This window comes from Paraburkholderia sp. AV2, assembly GCF_054968425.1.
In genome coordinates this window covers 61,528-74,929 of the sequence record NZ_JBANLK010000013.1, presented here as the reverse complement: position 1 = coordinate 74,929, position 13,402 = coordinate 61,528, and the positions used below count along the sequence as shown (strand labels likewise).

16 protein-coding genes and 1 pseudogene are annotated in these 13,402 nt (G+C 65.5%); 11 read left to right on the top strand and 6 right to left on the bottom strand.

All coding sequences use genetic code 11. The annotated features are described in order from the left end of the window. Positions 1-46: 46 nt before the first annotated feature. The 5 genes from V8683_RS12170 (at position 47) to V8683_RS12150 (ending at position 5,361) form a co-directional block, all read left to right on the top strand. The gene (locus tag V8683_RS12170) at positions 47-1,666 is read left to right on the top strand and encodes a sugar ABC transporter ATP-binding protein (protein WP_411191243.1); all 1,620 of its coding nucleotides are present in this window, start codon (positions 47-49) and stop codon (positions 1,664-1,666) included. A gap of 2 nt (positions 1,667-1,668) precedes the next feature. Beyond that, the gene (locus V8683_RS12165) at positions 1,669-2,670 is read left to right on the top strand and encodes an ABC transporter permease (RefSeq protein ID WP_411191242.1); all 1,002 of its coding nucleotides are present in this window, start codon (positions 1,669-1,671) and stop codon (positions 2,668-2,670) included. A gap of 51 nt (positions 2,671-2,721) precedes the next feature. Beyond that, the gene (gene rbsK, locus V8683_RS12160; RefSeq protein ID WP_411191241.1) at positions 2,722-3,654 is read left to right on the top strand and encodes a ribokinase; all 933 of its coding nucleotides are present in this window, start codon (positions 2,722-2,724) and stop codon (positions 3,652-3,654) included. A 166-nt stretch (positions 3,655-3,820) separates the two neighbouring features. Continuing rightward, complete coding sequence (locus V8683_RS12155) at positions 3,821-4,561, top strand: acetoacetate decarboxylase (RefSeq protein ID WP_411191240.1); 741 nt, start codon at positions 3,821-3,823, stop codon at positions 4,559-4,561. A 188-nt stretch (positions 4,562-4,749) separates the two neighbouring features. Next, positions 4,750-5,361 (top strand): thioredoxin fold domain-containing protein, encoded by a 612-nt coding sequence (locus V8683_RS12150; RefSeq protein ID WP_411191239.1) that lies wholly within the window; start codon positions 4,750-4,752, stop codon positions 5,359-5,361. On the opposite strand, the gene V8683_RS12145 is transcribed toward V8683_RS12150, so the two are convergent. The 5 genes from V8683_RS12145 to V8683_RS12125 all read right to left on the bottom strand — a co-directional run bounded on the left by V8683_RS12145 (position 5,355) and on the right by V8683_RS12125 (position 8,506). After that, the gene (locus tag V8683_RS12145) at positions 5,355-5,498 is read right to left on the bottom strand and encodes a hypothetical protein (RefSeq protein ID WP_411191238.1); all 144 of its coding nucleotides are present in this window, start codon (positions 5,496-5,498) and stop codon (positions 5,355-5,357) included. The genes V8683_RS12150 and V8683_RS12145 overlap by 7 nt on opposite strands. A 113-nt stretch (positions 5,499-5,611) precedes the next feature. Further along, positions 5,612-6,640 carry an alpha/beta hydrolase gene (locus tag V8683_RS12140; RefSeq protein ID WP_411191237.1) on the bottom strand — a complete coding sequence of 343 codons (1,029 nt, stop codon included), beginning with the start codon at positions 6,638-6,640 and terminating at the stop codon, positions 5,612-5,614. A gap of 30 nt (positions 6,641-6,670) precedes the next feature. Then, entirely contained in the window at positions 6,671-7,096 is a 426-nt protein-coding gene (locus V8683_RS12135) for an organic hydroperoxide resistance protein (protein ID WP_411191236.1), read from the bottom strand. A 254-nt stretch (positions 7,097-7,350) separates the two neighbouring features. After that, positions 7,351-7,560, bottom strand: coding sequence for a hypothetical protein (locus tag V8683_RS12130; protein WP_411191235.1), 210 nt, complete (start codon positions 7,558-7,560; stop codon positions 7,351-7,353). Positions 7,561-7,678: 118 nt separating this feature from the next. Then, on the bottom strand, positions 7,679-8,506 hold the full coding sequence (locus tag V8683_RS12125) for a phosphate/phosphite/phosphonate ABC transporter substrate-binding protein (RefSeq protein WP_411191234.1): 828 nt from the start codon (positions 8,504-8,506) through the stop codon (positions 7,679-7,681). A gap of 210 nt (positions 8,507-8,716) precedes the next feature. On the opposite strand from V8683_RS12125, the pseudogene V8683_RS12120 reads away from it, so the two are divergent. From V8683_RS12120 to V8683_RS12095, 6 genes and pseudogenes are all read left to right on the top strand, one after another. Beyond that, positions 8,717-9,220: pseudogene (locus V8683_RS12120) on the top strand (fatty acid desaturase); the annotation flags it as partial. Further along, on the top strand, positions 9,187-9,654 hold the full coding sequence (locus V8683_RS12115; protein WP_411192556.1) for a hypothetical protein: 468 nt from the start codon (positions 9,187-9,189) through the stop codon (positions 9,652-9,654). The pseudogene V8683_RS12120 and the gene V8683_RS12115, both read left to right, overlap by 34 nt. Positions 9,655-9,882: 228 nt before the next feature. After that, complete coding sequence (locus V8683_RS12110) at positions 9,883-10,341, top strand: MCP four helix bundle domain-containing protein (protein WP_411191232.1); 459 nt, start codon at positions 9,883-9,885, stop codon at positions 10,339-10,341. Then, the gene (locus V8683_RS12105) at positions 10,338-10,544 is read left to right on the top strand and encodes a hypothetical protein (protein WP_411191231.1); all 207 of its coding nucleotides are present in this window, start codon (positions 10,338-10,340) and stop codon (positions 10,542-10,544) included. Before V8683_RS12110 ends, V8683_RS12105 begins: the two co-directional genes overlap by 4 nt. Further along, positions 10,534-11,466 carry a hypothetical protein gene (locus V8683_RS12100; RefSeq protein ID WP_462880635.1) on the top strand — a complete coding sequence of 311 codons (933 nt, stop codon included), beginning with the start codon at positions 10,534-10,536 and terminating at the stop codon, positions 11,464-11,466. Before V8683_RS12105 ends, V8683_RS12100 begins: the two co-directional genes overlap by 11 nt. 24 nt (positions 11,467-11,490) lie before the next feature. Then, a complete protein-coding gene (locus V8683_RS12095; RefSeq protein WP_411191229.1) occupies positions 11,491-12,246 on the top strand; it encodes a LamG domain-containing protein in 756 nt (251 codons plus the stop codon). A 326-nt stretch (positions 12,247-12,572) separates the two neighbouring features. On the opposite strand, the gene V8683_RS12090 is transcribed toward V8683_RS12095, so the two are convergent. Next, the gene (locus tag V8683_RS12090; RefSeq protein ID WP_411191228.1) at positions 12,573-13,064 is read right to left on the bottom strand and encodes a hypothetical protein; all 492 of its coding nucleotides are present in this window, start codon (positions 13,062-13,064) and stop codon (positions 12,573-12,575) included. Positions 13,065-13,402 lie beyond the last annotated feature (338 nt).

The following is a 13,402-nucleotide window of genomic DNA, read 5'->3' as shown; positions in this document are numbered from 1 at the left end:
CCGTCCGGACCCTGTCTGAGCGCGATGCTTGCGCGGCGGTTACGCGATGTCCCTTCCTCTCCAGCCTTCCCAGGATGCCGTGCCCGTGCTGAACGTGCAGGGTGTCGGCAAGACCTATGCCGCGCCGGTGCTGGCCGGCGTATCGCTGCAACTCCATGCGGGCGAAGTGCTCGCGCTGACCGGCGAGAACGGCGCCGGCAAGAGCACGCTTTCGAAGATCGTCGGCGGCCTCGTGACGCCCACCGAAGGCGCCATGACGCTGGGCGGTGAGGCCTACGCGCCGGCCAGCCGCAGCGAAGCGGAGGCGCTCGGCGTGCGCATGGTGATGCAGGAGCTGAACCTGCTGCCCACGCTGACGATTGCCGAAAACCTGTTTCTGAACCGCCTGCCGCGCCGCGGCCTGCTGGGCTCCCTCGGCGGCCGCATCGACCGCGTGAAGCTGCGCGAGGACGCGCGCCGCGCGATGGCGCAGGTCGGGCTCGATGCGATCCATCCGGACACGCTCGTCGGCGAGCTCGGCATTGGCCATCAGCAGATGGTCGAGATCGCGCGCAACCTGATCGGCGACTGCCGCGTGCTGATCCTCGACGAGCCCACGGCCATGCTGACCGCGCGCGAGGTCGACCTGCTGTTCGCGCAGATCGCGCAGTTGAAGGCGCGCGGCGTGGCGATGGTCTATATCTCGCACCGTCTCGAAGAACTGCAGCGCATTGCGGAGCGTGCGGCGGTGCTGCGCGACGGGCGGCTCGTGCATGTGGGCGCGATGCGCGATCTTACGAGCGAGCGTCTCGTCACGCTGATGGTGGGGCGCGACGTGGGCGAAGAGATCGACCTGGGCGAGCGGCGCCTCGGCGGCGCCGCGCTCAAGGTCGAGCACATGACGCGCGGCCACGCGGTGCGCGACGTGTCGTTCGAGGTGCGGGCCGGCGAGATTTTCGGCATCAGCGGCCTGATCGGCGCCGGTCGTACCGAACTCCTGCGTCTTATCTTCGGCGCGGACCGCGCGGACGCAGGCACCGTGTCGATCGCGCACGGCGGTGCGCCGCTCGCGCCGGTCACGCTGAATTCGCCGGTCGATGCGGTGAAGCACGGCATCGCGTTGATCACCGAGGACCGCAAGGGCGAAGGGCTGCTGCTGCCGCAGTCGATTGCGGCCAACGTGTCGCTCGGCAACGTGGGCGCCGTGGCGAAGCGCGGTGTGATCGACAGCGGCCGCGAGGCGGCGCTCGCGCAAAAGATGATCGACGCCATGCGCATCCGCACGTCGGGCCCCGCGCAAACCGTGGCGGAACTGTCGGGCGGCAACCAGCAGAAGGTCGTGATCGGCCGCTGGCTCGCGCGCGACTGCACGGTGCTGCTGTTCGACGAGCCCACGCGCGGCATCGACGTCGGCGCGCGTTTCGACATCTATACGCTGCTGGGCGCGCTTGCGCGCGAGGGCCGCGCGCTCGTGGTCGTGTCGAGCGACCTGCGGGAGCTGATGGCGATCTGCGACCGCATCGGCGTGATGTCGGCGGGACGATTGACCGGCATCTTCGAGCGCGGCGGCTGGACCCAGGACTCGCTGCTCGCCGCGGCTTTCGCGGGCTACGCGAGCAACGAATCCCCGACGCAAGCGGGCGCGGCCAACGCGGCGGCGTCCGACGAGAACCTGACGGAGCATTGAGCATGACAACGCAAACGAGCCTGCCGACCGCGCAGCCGGAGCCCCCCGGCAAAACGAAGCCGGCGCGCGAGCGCAGCGGTTTTTCGAACTACCTCGGCCTGATCGGCGCGCTGGTGGGCATGATCATCCTGTTCTCGCTGCTGAGCTCGCACTTCCTCACCTACGACACGTTCAGCACGATTGCGAACCAGATTCCCGACCTCGTCGTGATGTCGGTGGGCATGACGTTCGTGCTGATCATCGCGGGCATCGATCTCTCGGTCGGCTCGGTGCTCGCGCTTGGCGCTGCCGTGACGAGCGTCGCTTCCCTGCAGTGGCATTGGCCCGCGATTCCGGCCGCGCTGTTCGGCATGGCGGGCGCGACGCTCACGGGCTGCGTGACGGGCACGATCACGGTGGGCTGGCGCATTCCGTCGTTCATCGTCTCGCTCGGCGTGCTCGAAGCGGCGCGCGGGCTTGCGTACCAGTTGACGAACTCGCGCACGGCCTATATCGGCGATTCGCTCGACTTTCTCTCGAACCCGATCGCGTTCGGCATTTCGCCGGCTTTCCTGATCGCCATCGCCGTGATGCTCGTCGCGCAGTGGGTGCTCACGCGCACCGTGTTCGGCCGCTATCTCGTGGGCATCGGCACCAACGAAGAAGCGGTGCGGCTGGCGGGTGTCGATACGCGTCCGTACAAGATCGCGGTGTTCGCGCTGATGGGCCTCCTTTCGGGGCTGGCCGCGCTGTTCCAGATCTCGCGCCTCGAAGCCGCCGACCCGAACGCGGGCGACGGTCTCGAACTGCAGGTGATCGCCGCCGTGGTGATCGGCGGCACCAGCCTGATGGGTGGACGCGGTTCGGTCACGAGCACCTTCTTCGGCGTGCTGATCATTTCCGTGCTGGCCGCGGGTCTCGCGCAGATCGGTGCGAGCGAGCCGACCAAGCGCATCATCACCGGCGCCGTGATCGTGATCGCGGTGGTGGTGGATACCTATCGCAGCCGGCGTCGTGCCGCATAATCGGATCGTGTGGCGCGAAGGCGCTAACTCCGGATCGACAGGAGCCTCATTGTGTCTAAAGCAGAAAAAGCGGGCCGGGTCGTAGTCGTCGGCAGCATCAACACCGATCTCGTCGCGCGCGCGCCGCATCTGCCGCGCCCCGGCGAGACCATCGGCGGGCATGAATTTTCGCAAGTGGCGGGCGGCAAGGGCGCCAACCAGGCGGTCGCGGCCGCGCGCATCGGCGCGCAGGTTTCGATGGTGGGGTGTATCGGCAGCGACGCGAACGGCGGCCAGCGGCTGCACGACCTGGAGGTCGAAGGCATCGACTGCGCCGGCGTCGAGGTGAGCCAGACGCAGCCCACCGGCGTTGCGCTGATCACGGTTTCCGACGAAGGGCAGAACACGATCGTCGTCGTGGCGGGCAGCAATGGCGAGCTCACGCCCGCGCAGGTGCAGCGCCATGAGGCGATGCTGCGCGCGGCCGACGTGGTGGTGTGTCAGCTCGAATCGCCGTGGGATGCCGTGTACGCAACGCTTGCGCTCGCGCGGCGTCTGGGCAAGACCACGGTGCTGAACCCGGCGCCGGCGACCGAACCCTTGCCGGCCGAGTGGATGCCGCTCATCGACTATCTCGTGCCGAACGAGGTGGAGGCCGCGATTCTGGCCGGCTTACCGGTGGAGTCCGAAAGCGGGGCGCGGCGCGCGGCGGCGGAACTGCAGCGCGCCGGCGCGCGTAACGTAATCGTCACACTCGGAGCGCAGGGCGCGTATCTGCTGCGCGAGGGCGGCGAGGGCGCGCACTTCGCCGCGCCGGAAGTGCGCGCCGTCGACACGACGGCCGCGGGCGATACCTTCATCGGCGTGTTTGCTTCGCAACTGGCGGCGCGTCAGCCGCTCGACGCGGCGATCGGGCTCGCGCAACGGGCGGCGGCGATTTCGGTCACGCGCGCGGGTGCCCAGCCGTCCATTCCAACGCGCGACGAGGTCGACAGCTTCTCCTGAGCGGGCTGGCGATATGCCCCTCGTTCCTGGCATCCGTCAATTGCCGTGCTGCGGGCATGCAACTTTATCGATGAGGTAAAGTCAACGCAGATCGCCGTACCGGTTATGCCGGCACGGCGATCCTTGTAACCGCGTCGCATGCAACCCAGGCAAAAGGGGAATACGGATGAAGTCCAGTGAAGTCAGATCGAAAGCGTTTGCCATGCCGTTGACGAGCCCGGCGTTCCCCATGGGACCCTACCGCTTCGTCAATCGCGAATTCCTCATCATCACGTATCGCACCGATATCGACCGGTTGCGCGAGATCGTGCCCGAGCCGCTCAAGGTGACCGATCCTTACGTGCATTACGAGTTCATCCGCATGCCGGACTCGACCGGCTTCGGCGACTATACCGAGAGCGGCCAGGTGATCCCGGTGGAATTCAACGGCGAGAAGGGCGGCTACACGCTCGCCATGTATCTGAACGATCACCCGCCTATCGCGGGCGGCCGCGAGCTGTGGGGCTTCCCCAAGAAGCTCGCGACGCCTACGCTCGAAACGCATATCGACACGCTGCTCGGCACGCTCGACTACGGTCCCGTGCGCGTTGCGACGGGAACGATGGGCTACAAGCACAAGGAACTCGACATCGTCGACCAGGCCAGGCGCCTGGCCGGCGCGAATTTTCTGCTGAAGATCATTCCGCACGTCGATGGCACCGCGCGCGTTTGCGAACTCGTGCGCTACTACCTCGAAGACATCACGATGAAGGGGGCCTGGACCGGACCGGCCTCGCTTCAGCTTGCGCCGCATGCGCTCGCTCCCGTCGCCGATCTGCCGGTGCTCGAGATCGTGGAGGCGCGCCACCTGATGGCCGACCTCACGCTTGGCCTCGGCGAAGTGGTTCACGATTACCTCGCCCAATAACGGTTGGCGGGCACGCGCCCCGCTCGCTTCGTGCGGGCGGGGGTTGGCCGCAGCCCCTGTCGATCCTGCCAGTTTCGCGCCATTTGTCCGTCCGGCGGACCCTCGTAGGATAATCCGCTTGCCGCCGCAGTCTGCCATGTGGGTGGACCGGCCAGGCGCGCGACAACGGAATGAATTCAAGGTGGAGCATGAACAAGATTGCAGGTGCCCTGCTTGCGGCGGGCCTGATTGCGTTTTCGGCATCGAGCCGCGGAGATAACCCCGAACCGGCATGGCTGCCGGCCACGGCGGCAACCGGGTTCGAGAGCGCCCCGGCGATCGTCGAGGGTGCGCAGGGCAACGACGTCAAGTCGACGATTTACGTCTTCATGGACCCGAACTGCATTTATTGCCATCTCGTCTGGAAAGCCCTGCGGCCGTACGAGGCGGCGGGACTTCAGGTGCACTGGATTCCGCTGGCATTTCTCAAGCCCGACTCGGCGGGCAAGGCCGCCGCGCTGCTGCAGGCGCCGGACAGCGCCGCACTGCTCAAGAAGCTCGAACTCGGCTACAACGAGAAGGACGAGTCCGGCGGCATTGCCCCGCTGCCGACCGTTCCCGGCGCGACCCAGGCGAAGCTCGACGGCAACGCCAAACTCTTCCAGGACCTCGGGTTCCAGGGCACGCCGACGATCATCTATCAGGGCTCGGGCGGCCGCTGGGCGGACTATGGCGGCATGCCCAAGCTCGCCACGCTGCCCGGCATGCTGAACCTGCCGGCTCAGCCCGTTACGGACCCGGAGCTGAAGCAGTATCAGTGATGCGCGCGGTATGAGGCGGCCGGACCGTTGCTGCTTGCGACGGCCGGTGCACTGAGCGCGGCCGTGGCCGCCACCAGCGCCACGGCAAACAGGTTGGCGCCGAGGATGAGCAGCGGGGGCAAGGCTCTCGATTTCATGATTGGAGCTCCGTCGGTTGCCAGGGGCTGGCAAAAAAATAAGGATTGCAAAGCGGACTCCTGCCGTGTGATGCTTGTCGCTGCACCGCACGGCAGGTAGTGTCCGCCGGGACTTACTGCAGGCGCGCCTTCAACTGGTCGGCGAGCTGCTTGATTGCGGTCTTCGTCGGTGCGTCGTCGGCCAGCGCGTTGAGCAGGCCGAAGTCGTGGATCGTGCCGTTGTAGCGCGTCGTCGTGACCTCGTCGCCGGCTGCATCGAGCTTTCTGCCGTAGGCTTCGCCCTCGTCGCGCAGCACGTCGAAGTCGGCGACCTGGATCAACGCGGGCGGCAAGCCTTTGAGCTCTTCCTGCGACGCGCGCAGCGGCGATGCATAAATCTGGCTGCGCTGCGCCGGATCCTTCGTATAGGCGTCCCAGAACCACTTCATCATGTCGCGCGTGAGGAAGTGGCCGTTCTGGTAGGCGAGGTAGGAGCCGTCGTTGAAGTTCGCGTCCGTGACGGGCCACATCAGGCCCTGGAAGCGGATGTCCGGCCCTTGCTTGTCCTTCGCCATCAGGCTGACGACGGCCGCCATGTTGCCGCCCACGCTGTTGCCGACCACGGCGAGCCGGCTGCCGTCCACGCCAATTTCTCCACCATGCTGCGCGACCCATTTCGTCGCGGCGTAGGCCTGGTTGATGGCCACCGGATAATGCGCCTCGGGCGAGGGCGTGTAGTTCACGAACACGGCGACAGCACCCGATTGCACGACGAGGTCGCGCACGAGACGCTCGTGGGTCGGGAAGTCGCCGAGTATCCAGCCGCCGCCATGGAAGAACATGAACACGGGCAGCGTGCCGCTCGCGCCCTGCGGGCGAACGATGGTGATCGGCACACTGATGCCGTCCTGCTCGATGGTGCGGTTCGAGACGTCGATACCCGAGAGATCGACCTTGACGCCGTTCTGCGCGTCGGTCAGCACCTGGCGCGCCTTGACGGGCGGCAGCGTATTGATTGCGGGTCCGGTGCCGCTGTTCAGCGCGTGCAGGAAGGCCGAGGTGACCTTGTCGGGGGTAGCGGGGGCGGCGGGCGCAGCGGCCGTGGCGAACGCGGTGTGCACGGCGAGCAATGCGGCGAGGGTGAAGGGCTTGAGCGATTTCATGATCGGTTCCTCGATAAGTAGTCCGTAGTGTCAGGCGAGCGTGAGCGTCACATCGATGTTGCCGCGCGTAGCGTTCGAGTACGGGCAGACGACATGCGCCTTGTCGATCAAGGCCTGCGCGGCGTCGCGCGCCATGCCGGGCAGCGCGATCTTCAGCTCGACTTCGATGCCGAAGCCGTTCGGAATCGCGCCGATTCCCACGCTGCCGTCGATCGACACGTCGGCGGGAAGCGCGATCTTGTCGCGCGCAGCGACGAACTTCATCGCGCCGATGAAGCAGGCGCTGTAGCCGGCAGCAAACAACTGCTCGGGATTGGCGCCGGCGCCGCCCGCACCGCCCAGCTCGCGCGGGGTGGTCAGCTTGACGTCCAGGTTGCTCTCGGGCACGACGGCGCGGCCGTCGCGACCGCCGGTGGCACGGGCATGAGCGCGGTAGAGAACGTTTTCGATCGACATGATGAGGCTCCTTCTTCGGTGACTGGGTTGGTTACGCAAATCTATCTACTAAGTGATAGATTTGCGGGCCTAAAAAACGGGCTTTCGCCCGGCTTTGGTTTATTTATCTATCAATAGATAGATTGTGATCCGGAAACTTGCCTTCGGTGCTCGTTTCCATGGCTCGAACTTTATCTATCGGTAGATAGAATGTCAAGCACTTTTTTGAAGGATCGCCGAACCGCCACCCGACCCGGCCGGCACGAAGCGAACGCTTAGCTCAGCACCTCGCCACCTTGCACGCGATATCGCGCCAGCGCCGCCATGTAGCAGCGGTGGGCGTCGTTGTGCTCGCGGATCAACGCCATGATCCGACCGTCGTCCGGCATGTCGAAAAGCAACGGCTGCACCTCGCGGTTCAGCTTTTCTCCTGCGAGCATCCAGGCTTCATAGGCGGCGATAAAGGCCTGCTTGTGTGAATCCATCGAATTCGGCTCTTCGGTCAGGAGCGTTGATCATTCAGTCCAGCCAGGGGCCGGTGCTCTGCGGCGGACGCGATTATAGCGTGGGCCAGGCGTGCCAGCGGGGCGTTAGAGCGACCCATTAATTTAACCTGGGATAACCGAGCGATAGGGCCGCCTTCGCCATTGCTTCGATGTCGTCGTAGTCGTTGCGCGCGAGCCGCGCGAAGCCGCGCAAGCGCAGGAGGCGGGCGCGCTCGGGGTCGGCCGCGTGGGCCGCGTCGAGCGCGTCGCGCAGCAGAGCGGCCTGCCGTTCGTCGAGCGTGCGCGATGCAATGAACGGCAGGCCGGGAGCGGATGTCGTCATGCCGATGACCTCGACCTCGGCGAGCAAGTCGGGGCTTGCATCGCGCAGCAGTGCGAGCGTGACGCAGTCGATGGCGGCGACGTCCGCCTGGCCGCTGGCGATTGCCCGCAGCGAAGCGAGGTGCGAGCCGGTCCACGCAACCGAAGCGAAGAAGCGGCCTTCGCGCGCGTGCGGCGCCACGGCGTGACGCAGTGCATTCATGCCGCTCTGCGAGTCCTCGCCATTGCAGGCGGCGCGCAGCCCACGGCAGGCGGCGAGGCTCGTCGCGCCGCGCGCCCGCGCCGTGGCGGCGACCACGATGGCGCTGCAATAGCGCGGCCCTTCGCAGCCTTTTGCGTCGAACATGGGGGTCGCGATCAGATGGACCGCATCGGCGAGGCCGAGCACGCGATACGGAAAGCCGCAGGTCTGCGAGAGCAGCAGGTTGTCGCGACGCCAGAGCACCATCAGGTCACCGAAAGGTTCGTCGAGGATCGTCGCGTTCGCCGCATCGCCGCCGGTGCGCGCGAACGCGTCGAGCGCATCGCGCAGCAGCGCGCGCCACGACTGCGCGTGTCGCGGCGTCACGTTGTACATCGGCAAGGCAGCGATCCATGGGCTCATGCGGCCATTCTACGACGGCGGGAAAGCGGGTCGGAAGGGGGCGCAATCAGTTCGATCAGCACGATAAGCAAATGCAAATCCATTGTTTGGCCGGGTGGCCTGTTTTGGTTATGGTGAGTGGCCCAGGTTGCGCGTGGTAGATCCGCAGTATTCCTGCGTTTTCCCGGTCCTCCGTTTTATGCGCCCGTCCGTCCATCCACCAACAGGAACATGGCTGAGTATTTCGACGTCGATCATGTCCGCGAAATCGCCTCGCTAGCGGCGCGTTTCACCGCGCGTACCGAATGGCCGACCTGGCTCGTGATCGTCGCGATCTATGGCGGATGGGTCGCCGTGCTTTCGCTGGTAGGGAAGGGCCGTCTGCCGCTTGCGCTCGCCACGCCGCTCCTCGTCTTGCTGTGCGCATGGCACATGTCGCTGCAGCACGAACTGCTGCACGGCCATCCCACGCGTCACGCGTGGCTGAACACACTGCTGGGCTGGCCGCCGCTGGCCGTCTGGTATCCCTATACGCTGTACCGCGAGAGTCATCTCGAACATCACCGCGACGAAGACCTGACCGTGCCGGGCGTCGATCCCGAGACCAACTATGTCCTGCCTCGGCAGTGGGAGGATTTGCCGGGCTGGCAGCGTGCATTGTGGTATGCGCGCAAGAGCTTCATCGGACGCACGCTTATCGGATGCGCCGCGAAGCCTACCGGCGCAAGTGCGGCGGCTTCGTGATCGGCGGCTACGGCGCGCTGCTCCGGCGTTACGCGTGGCGGCCGACCGATGCGCCCGGGCATCCTTTCGTTCCACCCGCTTACCGACGAACCATGACTCCTTTATCTACCCGACTGCTGGCCAACATGCGTCGAGGACGCGTCTATACGAGCGCGAATCTCACGCGCATCCATCGTGTCGAGGCCGACGCCGTGGCGCACGCGCTGGCGGAACTCGTCGGCAAGGGAGTGCTGCGCGAGTGTTTGAATTCGCGCAAGCTGCCGGGCTACTGCCTCGCCGGGTCAAACCCTGCGCCCGCACAGTCGCAAGCGGTTTCCGGCGAGGTCGCGACGCCCGCCGTCACTCGCCGCCTCGACGGCGTGCTTCGCGGCTACGAGACCGAACTCGCCACGCGCCGCGCGCTGGCCATGCTCGCGCGCCGCTGACCTCATCGGTTCCTTTCGACTACTAAAGGAAACTGGGAAACCCGATTTAATGACTGAAAACTTGAAAAAAACAGTAGTTTTCACTGTCGTGCCTGCTCTAGCATAGCCCGCACAATCACAGGTGCGGCATCGCCAGGACGTGCCGCCTTCGACCTCGGGGCAATGATGAGAACCGGCGCAGCAAGCAGGCCATTCGCGACACCGAAGACCACCAGAACGCAAACCCGCGTGACGACCCGGCTCGCGCTAGGCTTCGGCATCGTGCTCGCGATGCTCGTGGCGCTCTCCGTGGTGGGCATGAGCGGCATGACCCGGATTCGCGACAAGCTCGACGAAATCGTCAACGTCCACAACGCCGAAACGATGCGCGCCACCAATCTGCGCGACGCCGTGAGCGGCATTGCCATCGCGATCCGCAACATGGCGGTGATGACCAACGACGGCGACGTGAGCGCCGAAAAGGCGACGATCGGCGCGCAGGAAGCGGCCTATGCCGGGAACTATCGCGAGCTGGGCCGCCTCTTCGACGACTCGCCGCTCACGACCGACGAGGAGCGGCGGCTTTACGCCGCACTACGCCAGGAAGAGGCCGATACCTTGCCGCTCGTCGAAAAAGAAGCGGTGAACTGGGCGCTCGCGAACGATCAGGACGCGGGCGCTGCTATGTACTCGATACCGGCGCCATGACAATGCAGTACACCTTCGAGTTCGACCTGACAATCCTCGAAGTCGCGTTCCTCACGCAATCGGGCGTACTGCCGCGACCGACGGGCGTCCTGTGCAATCTCGTCGTCGCAACAGATGATGTATTCGGGTTCTCCAACCCGCAGGAGGATTTCCAGCCGTTCAACCAGGGCGTGTTTTCCAGCGAGGTCCTGAATGCAGGCTGACCAGCCCCCGACGCTGGTGCCGTTGCCGTTCGCAACGAACGGGTTGCGCAACGTTATCCTGGAAGCATCGCAGATTGACGTGACGCCGGGAGCTGCGTCGCTGAACGACGGCTTTCCGCCCGCAACGATGACGAACCCGCTGCAGGGTGGCACTCCGCCATTCGGCAAGGATATGAACGGCGTGCTGTTCCTCTTTGCGCAGACACTGCTCTGGGTGCAGGCCGGTGGCTCGTTCGCGTATGACGCCGCATTCGCGAACGACCCGAATGTCGGCGGTTATCCGCAGGGGGCGGTGCTCGTCAACGCGGCGCTCACCGGCTTCTGGATCAGCACCGTCGAGAACAACGTCACCGACCCCGACGCGACGGACGGCAGCGCGCAGGGGTGGGCGTCAATGAGCCCCGACTGGAATGCGGCAAGCGGTCCCGGTGCGATCCTCAACCGCCCGGATCTCGCGAAAGTCGCCACGAGCGGCAGCTATAACGACCTGAAAGACACGCCGCCGATACCGCCTGGCTATACATTGCCGCCGGCCACCCCGACGACGCTGGGCGGCATCATCGCGGGGGCCGGTACGACCATTGCCGACGATGGCACGCTGGGCGTGCAGGGGTCCGCGATTGTCAATCTCGCGGGCTCGGCGAACGTAGTGCTCGACCTGACGCCGCTCGCGCAGGGTGCGCCAGAAATCGTTTTCAATCTCGCCGCGGCGAGCGTCGATGCGGCTCTGAGCATTACGAACCCGCCCCCCGGCCGGGGTGCTGGCGGAATTTGTGCTGATCGTAACGAACGCCGTCAGTTCCTCCATGACGTGGCCTTCGTCGACCCGCTGGCCGCAGGGCGCCGCGCCCACGCTCACGGCTATCGAGGGGAAACTCGATACGTTCGTTCTGTACACCCAGGACGGTGGTGTGACGTATGAGGGCTTTGTCGCGGGACTCAATCAATGAGCCGGCTTGCCAGACGCCTGTTGGGGATATCGGGTGACGCCTATGGGCCGGTCGTGCTCGCCGATGGCCCGTATGCGTACTGGCGGCTCGACGAAGTATCGGGCGCCGTGGCGGCCGATTCGGGCGGCAACCGTCGCCACGGCGCGTATGTTGCGCCGGTCTCGCTCGCAGAACACACCTTGTTACCCGCGTTACCCGCCGCGCGCTATGTCAGCATGTCGGGTCCTGGGAGCGGCTATGTTGACGTAAGCGCTGCTAACCAGTTTTGCGCCGGCACCGACTGGAGCCTCGAATGCTGGATCAACGTTCTCGCATTCCTCGTCCTGCCCGACAACTACGGCTGTGCGCTCATGTCTTCACAGACCGCGCCAGGCGGAACGACGGGCTGGACGATCAGCGCATCGGAAAGTCCGCGCGGTGTGATGACCTACTACACGGCCAATCTCGTCAATCTCGGCGTGCACTGCACGCTGCCGCTCACGCTCGCGCACTTTGCCGCCGTTTATACGGGCGAAAACCAGACGCTGTCGGCGTATCTGGACGGACAGTTCACCGGAACGCAGTACGGCGGCGATGCACTGCCGCCGCTGATTGAAGCCGGCCTGTATATCGGTGCTGCGGCACTCGGGGCTGGCACACTCGACGGCCTCATCGGCGAATTCGCGGTCTATGACTACGCACTGACTGCCGGTCAGATCCTCAGGCACTACAACGCGGGCATGGGTGCGACGCCCGCGAACCAGCACGACTGACTTTTCCATCATGCCCTACTGCCTGCGATACGCCGCGCGCCTGGCCGGCGGGATTGTGCTTGTCCTCGGCGCCTGGACGTTTGTCTATGTCGAGGGCGACCACAACTCGGTGTCCGATACCGGTGGTCACGGCGGTGGCATCACGCTGCCGCAGGCACAGCCTGCACCGGCATCCGCTCCAGCCGGACCCCTCCAGCGCCTGCGCGGGGCGCACTGATTGCGGGGTGCACGGATGAGCGGACTGTGGCTGGCGTCGGCGCGGCGGTGCCAGGGCGCGCCTGCGATCCCGGCGCCGACGCTCGCGCTCGACTTCATCGCGAATCCCGTCATCCCGCCAGGCTTTGCGTTTTCGCGCGCCCCGGCCAACGGGCCGTTTTCCTCGCACGATCAGCCCGGAGCTTTCGTGCGCCACCCGACGTTCCTGTCGCCGACGGCGCTTCAACCGGTACGAACGGCACCAGTTTCATCATCGCGGGCCGTTCGCCCTCCACCTTCACCAGACTGATCTCCTGCCGGTGCGCGTGTTTCAGCAGGGGTGTCTTCTGTCCCGTCTCGCCGAACACCAGCACTGCATCGAGGCGTCCCGTTTCGATGACCGACAGGTCACGCTGCCGGCGCCCACCCGTGCCCGGTCCAGCCAGCCACGCCTCACTGTCCACCTCCGCCACGTTCGCCCACGCTTCGGCATCCTGTCCGATTCTTCCCGATCCGCGATGTACCACCGTTGAGATACCGCGACGCGCCCGGAAGGCGTCGAGCGCATGAAACACCATCACCGCATTCCGGTACGTACTCTTCCCCCACACCAGTACCCGCATCGTCTCCCTCCTTGTTAAAAGGTATGCGGATAGCATGTCATCCCGCACGACGGACAGATCGGAATGGATGTGAATGCAACATCAATTTCATTGAGAAATTGATCGCCATCACGTGACCGGCGTGCACGGCGCAATCCATGACGATATTTGACAGTTGTCCCGGTGATCCGCTCCTAGAATCCGCTCCCGGGTCGTGATGCATCCAGGCGCCACGCTCCGCGCAAGAACAATAATGGCAACGAGGAGCATGATGGATCAGCGGTCGATCAGGCAGTTGGCAGAACGAAACGTTGCGCTTGAGAGACAGCGCTTCGCTTGCGCGCGTGTTTATGTGCCGC